Here is a 17,850-nt window from a genome sequence, read left to right as displayed (position 1 = left end):
GTACCAGGCTTTTTTCTATCAACTTTCTAAGTCTTACTTTATTCAATAAAGTATCCTTATAATTATAATTTTAATCCTCTAAATCGTATTCTAACTTTGAATAATAATAACTTGTATCAAAATTAAGATTTATTAATTTGCCTAAGTCATAACTTTTTTGTTTATAAATTTCTTTCATAAATTGTAAGAAAATATAACGACAACCATATAACTCACTTATTGAATCTAAATCTTCTCGTAAATCGATATAATCAATTTCATCACCTAAAGAATCATGTGTAATTGTTTCAAATTCTAAATTCGTATGCCACATGAAATCTAAAAACCCTTGTAAAACAGCTTTTTTATACTCATCTAATGAAAAAGTAGCAAATACTTGTTTTTTATAATGAAATTCAACTGTTTTTTTATGATAAAAAATTCTAATTTTAAAATTATCCATAACATAATCGTCTGCATAAAATATTAGATGATCGAGTTTTTCAATAGATTTATCTTTTGGTAATAAAGTTAAAACCAAATTATACCAAAACCTATATAATTCAAATACTTCTGTATTAAAAGGCAAGGGTTTTCCATCTACACAAAAAACTACTTTACCTCCAGGATATCCTCCAGATCGTCCAAACTCATAATTAAATACATCTAAACCTTCTAAATGGGTCATTTCTATGTAGCCTGGGTACTCTTGATTTTTATTTAACTCTTCTTTTTCAGGGGGGATTGTAATATACGATTTAATTTCTAATTTCATATGTTTTACTCCTTAATTTCAAGATTTAGGATAAAAAGAAGATACTGTTAGTTTCCCTTTTTTATCAACGTATATAGCTAATTTATAAGTAACTTTATTTATTTTTTTAGTTACTATATAATTTTTTTTTGATAAACCTGAATCTAAAAGAGCGATTTTAACATGATTAGTTACTACTAAATTTTTATTATTAAAATAAATTAGTAAAGCAAAAAAAGAAATAATAAGAGAACTAATAACCAAGATAATTCTTTTATATTTTATATGAAACACTTCTTTCATTAAAAAATTTTATAACCTAATCATACCATTAAAATTCAAAATAAATCATTTTTTTATTAAAAAAGGGAAAAATAGATTAAATTAACAAAAAAGAGCATCTAGAGGGTTTTTAACGTTCTTCAAGTTTGAAAGGAGTAATTGGCTCGTCGTGTGGGGCGGAAATCCCACAGAGTATCTTTATTTACGTTTAAGGATTATATCTGGAATAGCTGAGAAGCGTTTTTGACGGTTACGCTGAAAAGTCCAAGTTGACCTAGAAGGTTAAATGTGTTTGAAAGTCGCCTTGGCGAAGTCCAAATAACCGTCAAAATTTCGGAATGCAAGGGCTTGAGGGTGGAGATTTTTTGAATGTCTTTATCAAAAAATACTACCCGTCCCTTGCGTGGAGAAAAGCCCTTATATAGAGAGTGAGAGTATAAGACCTATTAAAAGTTTAATAAAAATTGTTATATCAATAGTTTTGGAGATTTAGCACCGTATCAAAGAAAATACCGTATGATTTTTTGAAATCATACGGTATAACGAATGTAAATTGATATTTGATTAATTAACCAACTAACTCATTTTTCACTTGTTCATATGCTTGCCAAATCATTGTAGCATCTGTCGTAGATTGTGAAGCGAGTTGTTCAGCTGTTTCTTGTAAAGATTGTGTATCATGTCCTGCAAGCTTCATCATGACTTGTTGTTTAAATTGTTCTACATAAGATTCCATACGTAATTCCTCCTCTATTGAATCATTTATTCATAGTGGACGAATTACGTATCGTTCGTAGTACAGCACAAAAAAACAGTGGAATGATTTAGACATCTCCATCGGTTTTTCGTCGTACTGTGAGTATGTGATCCATATTGTGTTCGCATACTCAAACACCTCCTATCCGCGTAGGTTTTTGGTTGTACTCGAAGATTGGCAGGTCTCCTGGCTCGTATTCAATGCACTTTTCACCTTCCCATCTCATAAGACAGTGGTTCATCGAAAAGCACTCCTACTTACAGTTGCGGGACAGCGACGGACTTTCACCGTTCTTCCCTTTTAAACAAGTGCCATACACTTGTACCAACTTCTATTATTCCGTTTGATTTTATTATACAAGAAAAGAAAACAGGCTGGGACAAAACATGTCATTTTCATTTTTTTAGCGTTCGCAACGAAAAACTGGAACCGTGCTACAGCGCGATTCCAGTTTTTCTTATGCTCATATAGGATGTGTTTTTTGCCCTTATGTCCCAGCCTGTTTTCACGTTCTATTTAAATTCTTTCGTATAATGCCAATATTCATCATCTCGTTGCATACCGATGTCTTCATATAGTTTTTGAGCAGCTACATTATCTGGATGTGTCTCAAGCGTGATGTACGCTGCACCCATTTGTTCACAAAATACAAATGCTTCCTCCATCAAGGCTCTCGCCGCACCTAACTTTCGGTGAGACTCCTCAACGAATAAATCGTTTAAAATATATGCGCGTTTTAATGCAAGTGATGAAAAACTTGGATAGAGTTGCGTAAATCCAATTGCTTTTCCTTCATGTTCTGCATATAAAATGATGGCATCATCGTTTGTTAAACGCTTTTTAATAAAAGTCACCACTTCTTGTTCTTCAAATTGGCGACCATAAAACTGTAAGTATCCTTGAAATAATGGCACAACCTTTTCTAGATCTGCTTTCGTTGCATATTGAATTTCCACATCATCCACCCCTTTTCCTTATTGTACCAAAATGCAGCTTTTTTAAAATAAAAAAAAGAACCGTATATGCACGATTCTTTCTGTTTTTAAACTTATTGTTGTTTTTCAATCCATAATGCAAACGCATCATTCGTTTCTGCTTGACGTTCAACGTGCTGCAATTGAACCTCACGTTCTTCACGTGGTAAAGCAAGCTGTGCATAGACATGTGATGTTCCAAGACCTGCTTGTTCTTCTTCTGAAGAATAGGCATAATATACATCTTTAAAGTTTGCCCAGTAAATCGCACCCATACACATCGAGCATGGTTCACCACTTGTATATAGCTGACAATCCAATCAATCTGTTGTTTGTAACTTTTCTGTTGCACGACGAATCGCGAGTAGTTCAGCGTGTGCTGTTGGGTCATGTGTTTCTAACACTTCATTCACACCAACTGCTACAATATCATCATCTTTGACAATGATGGCACCGAAAGGCTTTCCATCATTCACTGTATTCTCATATGCTAGTTCAATTATTTTTGCATCCACTGTTCTTTTGTCATCTGTGTACCTCCGAATTTGCCTATTTCGCTCTCATATTATATGAAAAAAACATTTATTTAAACAATCGCTATATGTTTACTTCGAATCACTTTTTAACGATAGAACAAATTAACCCATCACCGATTGGTAGTAGTACTGAAAATAGATGTGGGTGCTGTGATACATATTCATTATATTCACGCATAATACGTGTGCGTTCTTGTAAATGTTCAGGTAAAGAATCTTTAACCGTTTCGTCTGCTACGCCACCTAGCACTAATACATTATCCATAACAATAACTGCCCCATCTTCTGCAATGTCTACACACGCATCTAAATAATGTTTATAACGCTCTTTATCTGCATCAATCAGGAAGAAATCGAATGTTTCTTGGTCTTCTTTTAACTGCTTCAAAGATGTTAACGCATCTCCAATACGATAGTCTACAACTTCGCCGTATCCTGCGCGCATAAGGTTTTCTTTCGCTAGTTTTGCATATTCTGGTTCTAACTCTAATGATAGGAGTGTGCCACCTTCTGCTAAACCTCGCGCAATACAGAGACCACTATAACCACCTAAAGCACCTATTTCTAATGCTTTTTTTGATTGCTTTAATGTCGCAAGAAGCGTCAGCCATTTTCCTGTCGCATTTGAAACCGAGATATTTTTCATACCATGATCTTCAATTGTTTTTAAAATATGTTGTAAATGCTCATCTTCATTTCCAAAGTACCTATCTGCGTATTTATTTACTTGTTCCATCATTCGTTTTTCCCCTCCTCTATTTCAGAGCGTTCCACTTGAAAGACATTTTTAAACTCTTCGATAATCATTTCAACAGCTTTTAATTCACCTTCAATCACTGGTCGACTGTTCGCAAATTCTTCTCGCTGTAGCTGACCCTTTAATGTCTCTTGTTTCACATAGAGCATCTCCAAAAAGCCAAGTGCGCGTTTACGACGAAATGTTTGAGCACGATGTTCTTCTCCACCACGATGATCTCGATCATTTGGCTTTTCTCCCCGACGATATTCTCGCATTTTCATCTTTGAATAGCTCCTTTCCAAAATGAAAAGTATTCATCTTCACTTATTCAATCGACACGTCCACACCGTATTGGCGCATGTTTAATGTGCGAGCGATGCCTTGTGAAGCAAAGTTATCCCATGTTGTACTATAGAGTGCGACGCGTCCTTGGCGTTGCACATCTCTTGCCCACGCTTGCGCCACTGCTGCACCGTATCCTTTTCCTCTTGATTTAGGATGTGTATAGACGCTTGCTTCAGCTGCTACTGCACTTTGTCTAGCTGTACAACAAATTGATGCAATACGATCTAATTCCATGACTACATAACAAGGTTGCTTCATATCAAAATTCATATAAGTGAATAGAAAATCGTCTTTTAACCTTTCTTTATGTTGCTCCGTTACGTGTAAAACCTTAGGTGAGATTTCTTCAATTGTAGGGAACACATAGGTTGGTCCCATACGGAATTCATGTAAATCTGCGCGATTCATTAGCTGATGAATTAAATCCACAAGTAAATCTTCATCTGCATCTTGAATCGTATTTTCTAAACGTTTTTTAAATACTTCATCTACTCGCGAGGAAAAGCGCGTTTGCTTCCCATCTCTCGTTACGCCAATATGAACTGTAGGTGCTGGTTCAAATGGTGGTTCATTCATTACCGTCAATGCACCTACTTCATTTTGTTGGTACAGTACATCTAAATGTAATTGCATTAAATCTTCATCACGCACGTTCATCACTCCCTTTTGGATTTATGAAATGGCTTGTTTAATATGCGCTAAATGGTGATTGCCATGCCATGCATATAAACCAATAGCTTGCTTTACTTGAATCGCTTCTCCATTTGGATAGACGAATTTTTTTTGCAACTGTTCTTTCGTCAATGAGCGTAAAAAGTGTAGCCAGCGTTGATGAAGCGAAGCAATTAATTGTAATGATACTTCCACAGGTAATGTATAGTCTGCTAACTCAGCCCATAACTGTTCTTCATATGTTGAAACCGTCGGATTATTTTCTGTCACTGCTAGCTTCATACGAATATAACTATTCATATGACTATCCGCAATATGATGCACCACTTGCTTCACCGTCCAACTACCCTCACGATATGTTTTTTGTAATTGATCATCTTCTAAATGCATAACCGTTTGATTTAATAAACGTGGTAGTGCTTCCATTTCGTATAGCCAAGCTGTTAATTTCGCACCGTCCACTTCTTCCGGTACATCAAAACGACCAATTGGATAACGTTCATCCATACTTTCTCATCCCCTTTGTATAAAATAAAAAGTACGTCCTATTTATATAGTAACGTACTTTTCAAATATATTTCCATTCACAAAGGAAAAACTTTTTCTAATGATGGTGTCCTCCACCGCTATTTGAAGATGGTGTAGTCGATTGTAATGCATCTATATCTTTTTTCGATAGTTTCCCAACTAATAAACGTTGTGTTGGTGAGATGGTTTCGGTTTTTGTTCCTGCGTGAATCTGTACATAGTATAGTCCAGGTTTTTTAAAGTCGAACGGGAATGTAAATGTCCCGTCTTTCTCCTCTAAAGCAGCTGTCATATCTAATGTCACCGAGCGATCTACATTCCAAATCGAGATATGTGTAAACTGAAGATCTTTCGCAGATTGACCATCTTGTAATAGTTTAAAGTGAATCGTATGCTCGCCTTCTTTCTCATACGCTTCTTTCGATAGAAATTGAACTTCTAACGGTTGTTCTTTTTTATATAGTGTATTTGCATCGGAACGTGTTTCACAGCCTGCTAGCACGAAAATCAATGCGAAAACGACCATATACATGAGTTTTGATTTCATCATTTCGTGCCTCCTATGCATTAAAGAATTTTTTCAGTCTTGCTACGCGATGAATTACTAAAAAGTCGAGTAAGAAAATCACAATAAGTGATAAACCAACTAATGGGAAGATGATTCCTAATATGACTAATAAGATGTAAAAACCATAGGCATGACGTGCGCTACCTGATTTCGGTGCACCTAATTGATGGCTCGGTTTTCGTTTCCACCATAAGTAAATACCGCTACATACTACTAACACAATGCCAACACAGATAAGCACACTAATTAATTGATTGATGAGTCCGAACTGTGTTCCTTTATGAAGTGTAATACCAAGTGCAATCGCCTTACCCATCCAACCATAGTTGTCATAACGATAATCAGTTAATACCGCACCTGTGTACTGATCTAAATGCATTGTTACTTCATCTTGTGCTTTATTCGGGAAAGCAGAGATTGTGTACACACCTTCTGCTGTTTGCGGCATGACAATTTTATAGCCTTCTGGTACACCACGTTTTTCAGCATTTTCTTCAATCGTTGTAAGTGATACACGTTCATAGTTCGGAATTATGGTTGACTTAGGAACTTCTAATGTTTCTGCTGCCCACGGTACTTTTGTTAAATCTTTCGTCTGTGTCACTGAATCAGGTGGATTCCCCGTCCAAATACTTGGTGGATACCCCTGTCCTGTATTCGTTACGATGGATTGGAAGTTTGTACCCCAAAAGCCCGACCACGGTAACCCTGTTGCGATTAAAAAGGCAATACCCGCTGTTAACCAAACGGCTGGAACTGCATGCAAGTCACGACGCAATGCACGTTCACCTTTATTAAAGCGAATAAGGAATGTACCGCCTTTTTCTTTTTTTGATTTACGAGGGAACCATAAATAAACCCCTGTAATGATTAAAACAATGACCCAACAAGTTACGAGTTCAACTAGACGGTCACCCCATGTTCCCACCATTAATTCACCATGTAATTCTTCAATTCGATCCATAATACGATCATGGTTATCTAATTTTTTAATCACTTCACCACTATAAGGATTTAAAAAGACTGTATACGTGGCGTCACCTTCTGCCAAACCGACTTCGCTTGAACGTGTAGGCGAACTACTTGGTTTGAAAGATGTGACTGTTCCTTCTGGGTATTGTTTTTGGACGACAGCTACCTGTGCATCTGCATCCATCTTTGTACTTTCTTCTTTCACTTCATAATATGAATGATAAAGTGCTTGTTCAATCTGTGGTTTAAATAAATATGTACCGCCTGTAATCGCTAAAACAATTAAGAAAGGCGCAACGAAAATGCCTGCGTAAAAATGCCATCGCCAAACTGTTTTATACAGTTCTGTTGTCTTCTTTTTCATTCATGTAATCTTCCTTCCTTTTTTCAATTTGTTTAATATACCAAGAAAATGTGAAATAACAATGAAACAATGTATTTAAATGAAGATGATTTTTTGTAAAAAAAATAATGACAACAATCATTTGTACGAGCCTATTTTTAACAGCTTGTGGTAATGAAAAAGAAATTACAAAAACAAATACCACACCTAAAACCCAAACAACCACAACACAAACGACACCTCAAAAATAGAATCTATATGCGAGTTACATGAATAAGACAACTCTTATCGGGCAGAATTTCGATAAAATAGCATACGCAATAGACGGTGAACGTCGAGATAACTTTGATCCTATGTTAAAAGCATTCGATGCAAGTTATAAGCAGTGGAATGCTCTATTAAATGAAATTTACGGCACATTAAAATCACGTCTATCTTCACCCGAATTCACTGTGCTACGTGATATACAGCGTAATTGGATTAAAGAACGTGATCATAATGCTGGTAGCGCATCTGCTTATAGCGAATATGCACCAGAGATTGCCTATACAGAATCTTTAGCTGCTTCAACAAGAGAACGCTGTTATGCACTTTTTGAACAATACCGTGAAACATTACGCTAACCTGTAATAAGCCACTTTAAACAATCTAAAGTGGCTCTTTTTTATGAAAACGCTTCGAATAAGAATAAATTGTGACAACCGTAAAAAAACACTTCCATTTTTCTAAAAATCATGTAGAATAACTTATAACAAGTTTTGTTATATAACAACAATAACTTGTAATATAACAAAGAATGGAGAATGACCATGTGGGTTGTAACAATTTTCAATAATATTCATGATATTCGTATGTTTGAGTACACAAATAAGGATGCTGCTACAGAAAAGCTAAAAGGATGCAACAACGCTATTTTATCTTATACAAAATAAAATCATGAGGTTAAAAAAATGAATCAAATGCTTTATGAACCCTTACCTTCTATCTCGCACAATTAGATAGAAGGTCTTTTTTTCGTTTGAATGCATAGAAGTAAAACTGATAATAAATACATTTCATACCATTACAGTTCTATTCTCTTTTACAGTAAAAAATAATATATGGATGAAATTGGATAAAAAAACATATATGATAGAATTAGTAATTATAGAAAGGACTTTTTAACATGAAAAAATTCGTTATATTTTTAGGTATTGTGATTTTAATTGGGCTATCTATTTTTGGATACATCGAAACTAAAAAGTATCTGGTTAAAAATGATGTTCATACATATCTATTAAAGGAAAAAAATATAAAAGAAGCTGACATTGAAGCATTAGATCCATTCGTAGCTAACTTAGACGGAGATAAAAATTGGCTAGTTTATGTAAAAATAAAAAATGATCCTAAAAAGTATTACTATTATAAAAACAGTGATACAGACCGTATTCTTTTAGAATCGGCTGAATAAGAATAAGGAGACAATAAATTGAAAATCATCGGTCTTTTAATACTAGGTATACTATTGAGCTTATTTTTAGTCACATTTTTAGAGGATATCGGCTTACTAATGCTTGCTGGGTTAGGTCTCGGTAGTTTGTTTGTCATCATCTATCAATTAGAAAGAAACTACAAAAATAACCAATAGAAAAACGATTTAGTCGAAGCTGACTAAATCGTTTTTCTATTATTCCTCTTTAAATAATTCTTCTAACATCTTTTCACGATTTCTCAAAAAGTATGTGGAGATTTGTACATGTGATGTTTCTTCATAAGCTACTTCATGAATCGTTTCATCAAATTCATAAATTTTTGCGTTAGGATAACCGAGTAAAATTGGTGAATGTGTCGCTATAATAAATTGTACATTTTGTTCTTTCTCTAAATCATGTAAAATCCGTAGCAATGTCAACTGCTTCGCTGGAGACAATGCAGCTTCAGGCTCATCCAATAAATAGATTGCCTTTTCACGAAAACGATGTTGAAAGAGAGACAAAAAAGATTCACCATGCGATTGATGATGAAGCGACTTCCCGCCGTAGGATTTAAATCCATCTACATCCACTTCATCAATATGAGATGCAAATTGATAAAACGTTTCTGCTCTTAAAAAGAAACCATCTGTCACTTTCGGCATCCAAGATAGACGTAAGTAATCACCCAAATGCGATTCACTCGCATGTACATTATAAGCTCTTACATTTTGTCGACTTCCTCCAGCTGTATGAAAGCCAATCTGATCGGCAATAGCTTCAAGTAATGTTGATTTACCTGAACCATTCTCCCCTACAAAAAACGTAACAGTTTGATTAAGCGATAAAGCATCTAAATGATGAATCGTTGGAATCGAGAATGGATATACAGTAAAATCTTGTACTTCTTCTCTCTTTAAACGACAGCTTTTTAAAAACATCATATGACTCCTTTTTCTTATTTCATCGGAACCCAGCCCGGACGACTTTTGATCATTTCAAACATCGTCGTTGGTAAAACAGGTGGATTTTTCGTATCAAGTGCTGTTTCCACTTGTTCACCACGTTGAATTTTCTCTACCCAATGTGGTTCAATTAATAATTCACGACCAATTGCGAGTAAGTCTGCACCGATATGTGATGCATTCTCTAAATCTTCTTTACTGTAGATTGAACCTACTGCAATTAATGGCAATCTACCTGCGATTGTTTCTTGAAGTGCCTCTACACGTGTAGTCGCTGTACCACTATAGCGACGTGGCTCTGAATCAAACTGCAATTGTGAGACATGTAAGTAGTTAAGTGGTTGATCTGCTAAAACATCTACTAATTCTAGTGTCTGATCCATTGTAATACCATCTTCTTCAGGCTCTTCTGGAGAGAAGCGGTAACCAACGATAAATGATTCATTTGCATATTTTTCTTTTGCTTGTTGTACAGCTTGTACGACTTCTAAAATGAATTTCATACGGTCTTCACCGTAAGCATCTGTGCGCTTATTCGTGAAGCCACTGAAGAATTGTTGTAATAGGTATGTGTTTGCACCATGAATTTCGACACCATCAAAGCCTGCTTCAATCGCACGTCTTGTCGCTTCATGGAAGTCACGTACAATTTGTTGTACTTCTTCTGTCGTTAAAGCACGTGGTGTTGGTTGTCCATCACTTGTAATATCCGTTGCGCCTACCACTTCTGGTACTTCATTCGCCGGACTTTGACGACCTGCGTGGAAAATTTGCAAAATTGCTTTTGCACCTCCACTTTGAATTGTTTTCGCTAAACGACGTAAACTTTCAATATAACGATCTTCATGCGCTGAGAATTGTCCTGGGAATCCCTTACCATGCTCTGATACATAGGCAACAGCTGTAATAACAGCACTTACACCACCAGAACGTTCTTTATAGTAAGCAATCTCCTCATCTGAAACAGTACCATCTGGATTACCAGAATATGTTGTCATTGGTGCCATAACTAGGCGATTTTTTAATCTCACACCATTATTTAAAGTAATTGGTTCAAAAGCATTCATACAAAAATTCCCTCCTCATATCTATGAGAAAATTATGAACGTGTTACATCGAAATTTCAAAAAATATGCTTATCATTTTAGTTGGGATTATGAAAGGCTACAGCGTTAATTCCAAAAATACATAAGGGTCTTGTCGAACTACTCGACCAAATTTCACATCTAATGCCTGTTGAAAACAGGGTCCATCGATAACTGTCGTATGAAATTCACCTTGTTCACCACATGGGTCAATTCCTCGCTCAATCAATTCATTCATGAACTCAATCGACAACTCACGCCCTAAATCCGATGCCTTCATTCCGAGCGACTCGTTTATCGTGACAATAATGGCACGATATCCTCTTTCTACAACCTCTTTTACAATGGATTTACGTTCTTCTTGCCATAATGGCATAGCGAGCTGTAATCCTGCTCGCGCTGCCACTTGTTCATGCCAGAGACCATGCTCTAGTAAATCTATATCTCCTGTCACAAGTACTTCTGCGCCTGCTTCTTTTGCTGTTTTTAACGCTTCTACAAAAGCTTCCTCGTAAGTTGCCCAACTTGCTAATACTTCAAAAACAGGAAGACCTATTGCTTTTGCCTGTGCGCGTACAAGCTCTGAACCTGTCGCATGTGAACGTGAACGCCCTCCTTGTTCCTCCATCATAACGAGTAAGCCAATCACTTCTCCCTGCTTCATCGCCCATTCAAGTGCGAGTGTGCTATCCTTACCGCCACTATAAGACACAATACTCTTTTTATTAGCGGTATTCTGTTTCCATGTATTCATATGCTTCATTCCTTTGGTAATGTAATCGTAAAGCAACTTCCCACATTCACTGTACTCGTTACTTGAATCGTTCCACCATGTTGCTCAACAATCTCTTTTGCAATCGCTAACCCAAGACCTTCACCACCAGTAGAACGCGCGCGGTCTGTATCAACACGATAAAATCGTCTAAAGATATAAGGTAACTTCTCCTGTTCAATTCCTCTACCTTCATCAATCACTTCAAGCTTTGTGCCATATGCTTTAATCGTAATCTTCGAACCATCGTCACTATAACGAATGGCATTTTGTACGAGATTCATGACAACTTGTTGCATCTTCATGACATCCATCTGTTGTGATTGTGCTGACTGTAATACATAATTCATCTCACGTTTTTCCCCTAGCACTTCCAAAACAGGCATTAAATCTTCTACTAACTCATTAAAACTAATCATTTCTAACTGTAAGGGTTCTTGGCGATCTAAACGTGATAACTGTAGTAGCCTCTCAATCAAAGCACTCATTCTTTCTGTTTGAAGATGAATTTGTGTAACGGAATCTTCTACTTGTTGTACATTTTCAAAATTCGAACGAAGAAGTACCTCTGTAAAACCACGAATCGATGTAAGTGGCGTTTTTAATTCATGTGACGCATCGGACACGAACTGCTCTAATACTTTCTTCGTCTCCTTCTCTTTTTCAAAGGCTTGCTGTACACGTTGTTGCATCTTTTGAATTGCACTTTCTAACTGCTCAACTTCAATTGGCGCCTGTTTAACTGAGACTGCTTTTCCCATTTGATCGATGGTTAATTCATGCACTTGTTCAGATAATTCATCTAATGGGCGCAATGTACGGCGTAAGATTTTCTGATATAACCAAAAAACAATCGTAAAAATAATCGCAACAACTACTGTATAAATAATTAATTGTGTGAACATAATTTCATTTTCTTCATGTGTTGGGAAAGAAACTTTGAGTGTTTGACCTGCTACTTCTCTTTCGATTGTACGTGATGTGATTTTATCATCGTCATCTCCACGAAATGAACGAATTACTTCTCCATCCCATTCAATACGAGCATTTAAAAATTGTTTTTCGAGTAACTCACGTGATTCGGGTGTTAATTCACCATTTCTTATGTCTAATTGTTTACTCGCCATTTTCACATTATCTTGTTGTTGATATTCTACAGAGTATTTAAAAATCCCAATTTGTAAAATACCGAGTATCACATATAAAATAGCAAAAATAATTGATGTTCGAACAAGTAATTGTTTTTTCATTCGGTCACATCCAATTTATAACCGAAGCCCCTCAATGTTTGAATCACTTGATGTTTAGGGTCTTGTAGCTTTTGACGAAGCGTTTTTATATACGCTTCAACGACATTATCATTTCCGTAATAATCGTACCCCCATACAGCATTCAAAATCGCTTCTTTTGATAGTACTTTGTTTTTATGTTGAATAAAATAGCGTAATAATTTGTACTCGGTACGCGTTAATGTAAGTGCCTCTCCTTGATAGGTGATTTGTTTTTGTTCGTCATCAATTGAAAAAATACCTGTTGGTTGTTCTTCATATTGTGGTGTATTGCGCAGTCGTGCTTGTACACGCGCAATCAGTTCTTCAAAGCTAAATGGTTTTACCATATAATCATCTGCACCTGCATTTAACCCCGTTACGCGGTCGGTCACTTCTCCTTTTGCAGAAAGTAAAATAACTTGGCAATTCGTATATTTTTTCAAACTTCGACATACTTCATACCCATCCATTCCGGGCATCATAATATCAACAATGGCAACAGCTGGTTTCCATTTCTCTGCTAATTGAATACCTGTCATTCCTTCAGAAGCAGTGATTACTTCATATCCTTCAGCCTCAAGCCCCATCTTCAAAAATTGTGTAATACTTTCCTCATCATCAATGGCTAAAATTCGTGTCATATTCCCATTCCCCTTTTTTCAGCTAATTTTCAGCTACCCTTCATTTGAAATACAGCATCCTTTTCTATACTTGATTTAACAGAAAGGATGATTCGTATGAATGCTAAATGGCTATCATTTCTTATATTTCTTTTACCACTTCCATTAATCTTTTGGCAAATTACAACACAAGATCATGGATTCGCTTTTTGGAACGTTGTCACCGTATCATTCGGTGCCATCGCATATAGTTACCTGTGCTTCATCTTATTCTTAGGTACACGTCCAAGATGGATTAAATATGAAGTAGCACAAAAATTCCATCGTGTTTTACCAATTCTTGCAATCGCAGCGATTCTTCTTCATAGTCAAACAGAAGACTTCGTAAACAATCCCGATGGTTTACATGATGCTAGTGGCTATGGTGAACTTTCACAAAATGTATTTCTAATCATGGGTGGATTGAGTATCTTATTCTTAGCAACAAAATGGGTACGTTATACACCTTCTATTGTACAGACATTCATGAAGATGTTCTCCTTTATCCGTTATGACTGGATGAAGTGGGTACATCACTTACAAATCTTCGGGATTATCTTTATGGCTATTCACGTAATTCTAGTGAATATCGCTTACAATACACCGATGACAGCTGTCCCTTATATTGTGTACTTCGGAGTGGCACTTGTATTCTATATCCCATTCCTACTAAAAAAATTCGCAAGACGCAACGCAACCGTAGCATCTGTTACAGCTTTAAGCTCTGTAATGTATGAATTAAAACTACACATGAACAGTAAAAAATATGCACAATTTGGACAAGCGGCATGGATTCGCATCAATGGTATGGAACATCCATTCACGATTGCAGATGTGAATGACGACGAAGTAACCATTATCTTTAAAAAGGTTGGACTATTTACAAAGAAAATGGCACAACTACAATCTGGAGATCGTCTATACATGACGAAGGGGTACGGAAAGCTACCGAAATTTGAAAAACCAACCATTTATATTGCTGGTGGTAGTGGTATTGCTGTGGGGATGAGTTATATTAAAGCTTGGTCTAAAAATCCAACACAACCATTCCATCTTTACTGGTCTGTTCGTAAAAGTAACGAGTTAGTATATGACCGTTATTTCCGTCAATTACAACAAACAATTCCAAACTTCTACTACACACCATACGTAACACAGGAAGGGTTATGTGAGCGATTAACATATAAAGACTTAGAACAAAATCTTTATTTAGAACAAGCTCAATGCTTCATCTGTGCATCAGCTAAAGCTAGCTTCGCCTTTGAAAAAATGTTACACAAAGTACAAGCAGACGATATACATGCTGAAAACTTCTAAAACACAAAAAGGCTTCGACAAATGTCGAAGCCTTTTTCTTATTTTGCATCTTTATTTGTATAGTCTAGCGTAGAGGGATCCGTTGCTTTAAAACCTTCTGGTGTGTAGAAACGTAATAAATCTCCATTTACAATCTTATCTGAGATACTTAATTTCTCTGACACTTCAGCTTTAATTTTTTCAGCCTCTGGAATTTGATCTTCGCTTAATAATTCACCCGTTTTATTATCATAATATTTATCATCTACAAAGAAATAGTTAGGAGTAGCGAAACTACCGTTACGGAAAGCTACAATTTCTTTATGATCTTTTGATAATAAGTCTGTACCTAATTGTACATATTTCTGTGTATCAACACCTAAAAGATGTAATAGCGTTGGTAAAAGGTCGATTTGACCACCGTATGTGTGATTAACGCCGCCCTTCATACCTGGAACATGAATGAATAATGGTACACGTTGTAAATTCGTATTTTCATATGGCGTAATCTCTTTATCCATAATTTGAGCCATCGCTTTGTTGTGGTTGCTTGAAATACCATAGTGGTCACCATACAGAACAACCATCGTGTTATCATCTAAGCCATCTTTCTTCATTTGTTGGAAGAATTGTTTCACTGACTCATCTAAATAACGTGCCGTTTGGAAGTAATCGTCTACACTTTGGTCACCTGTTTTTTCTTTGCCAATCGTCACAAGATCTTGATCTATTTTATATGGGAAATGGTTCCCTACTGTAATCAATTTTGTATAGAATGGTTCCGGTAATTCTTTTAGATATGGTTCAGATTGTTTAAAGAATGGCTTATCTAATAAACCATACTCAGCCATATCTTTTGGTGAGCTTGTATCATAGAAGCTTGCATCATAGAAATGATCGAAACCGAATTGCTTATAAATCACATTACGGTTCCAGAAGCTTCCGTTATTCCCGTGGAATACTGCTGATGTGTAACCTTCACCTTTTAAAATATTCGGTGCAGCTTGGTACGTATTTTGTCCTTTTGTAATGTAAGCTGAACCTTGTGGTAAACCAAATAATGAGTTTTCTAACATGAACTCTGCATCTGATGTCTTTCCTTGCCCTGTTTGGTGGAAGAAGTTATCGAAGTACAATGTCTCTTGGTCTTTCATTAACTTGTTTAAGAATGGGGTTACTTCCTCACCATCTACTTTGTAATTTAATAAGAATGTTTGGAACGACTCCAAATGTAAATAGATGACGTTCATATCTTTGGCAGCGCCAAAGTATTCTTTATTCGGTTTTGCATAGTTTGAACGCGTGTAGTTCAATACATCCGTAATATCACTACTATCAGCTAGTACACGTTCTGAAGAGGCTTGAACCGTTTCATATGTGTCATACGCTGTGTAATTATACATACCCAAGTATTTTACGATGTACGTGCGGTCGAAACCACGTGATAATAATTGTGGACGATCAATTTCAGCTAATGCTAAGTTTACAACTGAGAAACCGACTGATACAGCTAAAATTAATGTAGCATTTTTTAGCGTTCCACGTTTTTCATTCACTAACTTATGCGTTTTCTTTGAGAAACGTAAATACATTAATGCAAATACATCAATAAAGAATAGAATGTCATACCATTTTAATAACGATAGTACACTACCACCTAAATCACCAAAGTTTTGTGTTTGCGTTACAGTTGGCAACGTAATAAAATCACTGAAGAAGCGATAATATACAGCATTGGCAAATAATAAAATCGTCATCAATGTGTAGATAACAACAAGAGCAGTTAGTTTTCGTTTGTCTTTCTTAAAAAAGAAAGACAGACCGAGTAGTAACACAATAGCGCCTAGTGGATTAATAACAAGTAAAAATTGTTGCAACACACCTTTAACTTCCAAGTTAAATTGTGTGGCTTGTACAATATATGTTTTAATCCATAGCACAAGTACGGCTACTAAATAAATCCCCGTAAAACGATTCATAGACGAGAATTTTTTATCTTTCAACATATTTTTTACACCTACTTCATAAAAATTAAGTTCATTTTCAATAAATCATAAGCTATAACGTTTTTGTTTGTGAAATGTTTCATAAAAGAACACTTAGCTTATTTTACAGTATTTTTCTTTGAAGTTCTAATATAAATAACTTGATTTTTACATTCACTTATTAAGTGTACACAAGTTTGGCGATTTATGTAAACTTTTATAGTCTTATTCTTATCGATTGTAACTTTTATGTAAAGAGGTCATACATCCTATTCTGTTGTTGTTTTATTGTTATTTTCCTTAAAAAAATAGAGGAGCACCAAATAAACACTTACACCTATTAGCATTTCCTTTGTCACAATTGAAATAATAAATGTGACCATACTTCCTTCATTAAAATGTGACTCCTTTGGTAAATATTTTTCTGTTCCGATATGTAAAGTCATTAAATAACTAGTTAACACAATCAATACGTATAAAGTAATACTCCCCAAGATGAGCAGAGGATTTTTTCGTTCGTTCACTTCTAGCCAAATGGCACTAAATAGTAAAAAGAATGGACTCATTACTAAGATAAACAAAGATACCATATCTACATTATAGTATGTACACCCAAGTACAATACTAACTAAAACAATTTCTAATGCAATATAAAAGTAAAATCTACCACTGATGTTTAACATCTTTTTCTCCTTAACTTAAACGAATACGTTTTTTATAATGTATTTTAACTATCACTTTATTATTACTTATAAAAAAATAAACATGTATATAACACTACCATTTTAACAAAGTTTGTAACATGGTATAAATTAACCCCACTTCAATAAATTCACGCTATATAAAAATACTTTTATTTCATTTTTATCCCTAAAAGAAAATATGTAATAGAAAGTATTTTAGAATCGATGCTAAAA

General features: G+C 35.4%; 21 protein-coding genes, 1 pseudogene and 1 riboswitch. Of the genes and pseudogenes, 4 read left to right on the top strand and 18 right to left on the bottom strand.

The window, feature by feature from the left end; all coding sequences use genetic code 11:
- Window positions 1–70: 70 nt before the first annotated feature.
- The 11 genes and pseudogenes from KGI01_RS11115 to KGI01_RS11075 all read right to left on the bottom strand — a co-directional run bounded on the left by KGI01_RS11115 (window position 71) and on the right by KGI01_RS11075 (window position 7,470).
- On the bottom strand, window positions 71–754 hold the full coding sequence (locus KGI01_RS11115; protein ID WP_068450328.1) for a hypothetical protein: 684 nt from the start codon (window positions 752–754) through the stop codon (window positions 71–73).
- Between the two features lie 829 nt (window positions 755–1,583).
- Entirely contained in the window at window positions 1,584–1,751 is a 168-nt protein-coding gene (locus KGI01_RS13900; RefSeq protein WP_170214782.1) for a hypothetical protein, read from the bottom strand.
- A gap of 180 nt (window positions 1,752–1,931) precedes the next feature.
- A riboswitch (cobalamin riboswitch) is annotated at window positions 1,932–2,116 on the bottom strand.
- A 168-nt stretch (window positions 2,117–2,284) separates the two neighbouring features.
- Window positions 2,285–2,728, bottom strand: coding sequence for a GNAT family N-acetyltransferase (locus KGI01_RS11110; protein ID WP_165442688.1), 444 nt, complete (start codon window positions 2,726–2,728; stop codon window positions 2,285–2,287).
- Between the two features lie 92 nt (window positions 2,729–2,820).
- Entirely contained in the window at window positions 2,821–3,027 is a 207-nt protein-coding gene (locus KGI01_RS14100; RefSeq protein WP_255314781.1) for a tRNA-specific adenosine deaminase, read from the bottom strand.
- Between the two features lie 9 nt (window positions 3,028–3,036).
- Window positions 3,037–3,222, bottom strand: a pseudogene (locus KGI01_RS14095) (nucleoside deaminase); the annotation flags it as partial.
- Window positions 3,223–3,361: 139 nt separating this feature from the next.
- The gene (locus KGI01_RS11100; protein ID WP_141274729.1) at window positions 3,362–4,018 is read right to left on the bottom strand and encodes an O-methyltransferase; all 657 of its coding nucleotides are present in this window, start codon (window positions 4,016–4,018) and stop codon (window positions 3,362–3,364) included.
- Entirely contained in the window at window positions 4,018–4,302 is a 285-nt protein-coding gene (locus KGI01_RS11095; protein ID WP_141274727.1) for a hypothetical protein, read from the bottom strand. Before KGI01_RS11095 ends, KGI01_RS11100 begins: the two co-directional genes overlap by 1 nt.
- Before the next feature lie 43 nt (window positions 4,303–4,345).
- Window positions 4,346–5,017 carry a GNAT family N-acetyltransferase gene (locus KGI01_RS11090; RefSeq protein WP_170214781.1) on the bottom strand — a complete coding sequence of 224 codons (672 nt, stop codon included), beginning with the start codon at window positions 5,015–5,017 and terminating at the stop codon, window positions 4,346–4,348.
- A 21-nt stretch (window positions 5,018–5,038) separates the two neighbouring features.
- The gene (locus KGI01_RS11085) at window positions 5,039–5,545 is read right to left on the bottom strand and encodes a YfiT family bacillithiol transferase (RefSeq protein WP_141274725.1); all 507 of its coding nucleotides are present in this window, start codon (window positions 5,543–5,545) and stop codon (window positions 5,039–5,041) included.
- Between the two features lie 97 nt (window positions 5,546–5,642).
- Window positions 5,643–6,116 (bottom strand): FixH family protein, encoded by a 474-nt coding sequence (locus KGI01_RS11080; RefSeq protein ID WP_170214780.1) that lies wholly within the window; start codon window positions 6,114–6,116, stop codon window positions 5,643–5,645.
- Window positions 6,117–6,126: 10 nt separating this feature from the next.
- On the bottom strand, window positions 6,127–7,470 hold the full coding sequence (locus KGI01_RS11075; protein WP_141274723.1) for a PepSY-associated TM helix domain-containing protein: 1,344 nt from the start codon (window positions 7,468–7,470) through the stop codon (window positions 6,127–6,129).
- 248 nt (window positions 7,471–7,718) lie between these two features.
- On the opposite strand from KGI01_RS11075, the gene KGI01_RS11065 reads away from it, so the two are divergent.
- From KGI01_RS11065 to KGI01_RS13895, 3 genes are all read left to right on the top strand, one after another.
- Window positions 7,719–8,072: a lysozyme inhibitor LprI family protein gene (locus KGI01_RS11065; RefSeq protein WP_141274721.1), complete on the top strand. Its 354-nt coding sequence runs from the start codon at window positions 7,719–7,721 to the stop codon at window positions 8,070–8,072.
- 542 nt (window positions 8,073–8,614) lie between these two features.
- Complete coding sequence (locus tag KGI01_RS11060; RefSeq protein ID WP_141274720.1) at window positions 8,615–8,899, top strand: DUF3139 domain-containing protein; 285 nt, start codon at window positions 8,615–8,617, stop codon at window positions 8,897–8,899.
- Window positions 8,900–8,917: 18 nt separating this feature from the next.
- Window positions 8,918–9,076, top strand: coding sequence for a hypothetical protein (locus tag KGI01_RS13895; RefSeq protein ID WP_156422317.1), 159 nt, complete (start codon window positions 8,918–8,920; stop codon window positions 9,074–9,076).
- A gap of 39 nt (window positions 9,077–9,115) precedes the next feature.
- On the opposite strand, the gene KGI01_RS11055 is transcribed toward KGI01_RS13895, so the two are convergent.
- From KGI01_RS11055 to KGI01_RS11035, 5 genes are all read right to left on the bottom strand, one after another.
- A complete protein-coding gene (locus tag KGI01_RS11055) occupies window positions 9,116–9,841 on the bottom strand; it encodes an AAA family ATPase (protein ID WP_141274728.1) in 726 nt (241 codons plus the stop codon).
- A 17-nt stretch (window positions 9,842–9,858) separates the two neighbouring features.
- Window positions 9,859–10,932 carry an NADH-dependent flavin oxidoreductase gene (locus KGI01_RS11050; protein ID WP_141274719.1) on the bottom strand — a complete coding sequence of 358 codons (1,074 nt, stop codon included), beginning with the start codon at window positions 10,930–10,932 and terminating at the stop codon, window positions 9,859–9,861.
- 97 nt (window positions 10,933–11,029) lie between these two features.
- Window positions 11,030–11,704, bottom strand: coding sequence for a Dph6-related ATP pyrophosphatase (locus KGI01_RS11045; protein WP_141274718.1), 675 nt, complete (start codon window positions 11,702–11,704; stop codon window positions 11,030–11,032).
- Between the two features lie 5 nt (window positions 11,705–11,709).
- Window positions 11,710–12,972, bottom strand: coding sequence for a sensor histidine kinase (locus tag KGI01_RS11040; RefSeq protein WP_141274717.1), 1,263 nt, complete (start codon window positions 12,970–12,972; stop codon window positions 11,710–11,712).
- Window positions 12,969–13,634: a response regulator transcription factor gene (locus tag KGI01_RS11035; protein WP_141274716.1), complete on the bottom strand. Its 666-nt coding sequence runs from the start codon at window positions 13,632–13,634 to the stop codon at window positions 12,969–12,971. The genes KGI01_RS11040 and KGI01_RS11035 overlap by 4 nt, the downstream gene beginning before the upstream one ends.
- 96 nt (window positions 13,635–13,730) lie before the next feature.
- Between KGI01_RS11035 and KGI01_RS11030 the strand changes: the two genes are divergently transcribed.
- Window positions 13,731–14,969 (top strand): ferric reductase-like transmembrane domain-containing protein, encoded by a 1,239-nt coding sequence (locus KGI01_RS11030; protein WP_170214779.1) that lies wholly within the window; start codon window positions 13,731–13,733, stop codon window positions 14,967–14,969.
- 38 nt (window positions 14,970–15,007) lie between these two features.
- Here KGI01_RS11030 and KGI01_RS11025 read toward each other — a convergent pair whose 3' ends face one another.
- Both KGI01_RS11025 and KGI01_RS11020 read right to left on the bottom strand, forming a co-directional pair.
- Window positions 15,008–16,954: a lipoteichoic acid synthase gene (locus tag KGI01_RS11025; RefSeq protein ID WP_141274714.1), complete on the bottom strand. Its 1,947-nt coding sequence runs from the start codon at window positions 16,952–16,954 to the stop codon at window positions 15,008–15,010.
- Window positions 16,955–17,202: 248 nt separating this feature from the next.
- Window positions 17,203–17,616 (bottom strand): hypothetical protein, encoded by a 414-nt coding sequence (locus tag KGI01_RS11020; RefSeq protein ID WP_141274713.1) that lies wholly within the window; start codon window positions 17,614–17,616, stop codon window positions 17,203–17,205.
- Between the last annotated feature and the right edge of the window lie 234 nt (window positions 17,617–17,850).

It is taken from the genome of Kurthia gibsonii (assembly GCF_006539985.1).
In the GTDB taxonomy this organism is placed as follows: Bacteria; Bacillota; Bacilli; order Bacillales_A; family Planococcaceae; genus Kurthia; species Kurthia gibsonii.
This window is presented reverse-complemented; position numbering and strand designations above follow the sequence as displayed.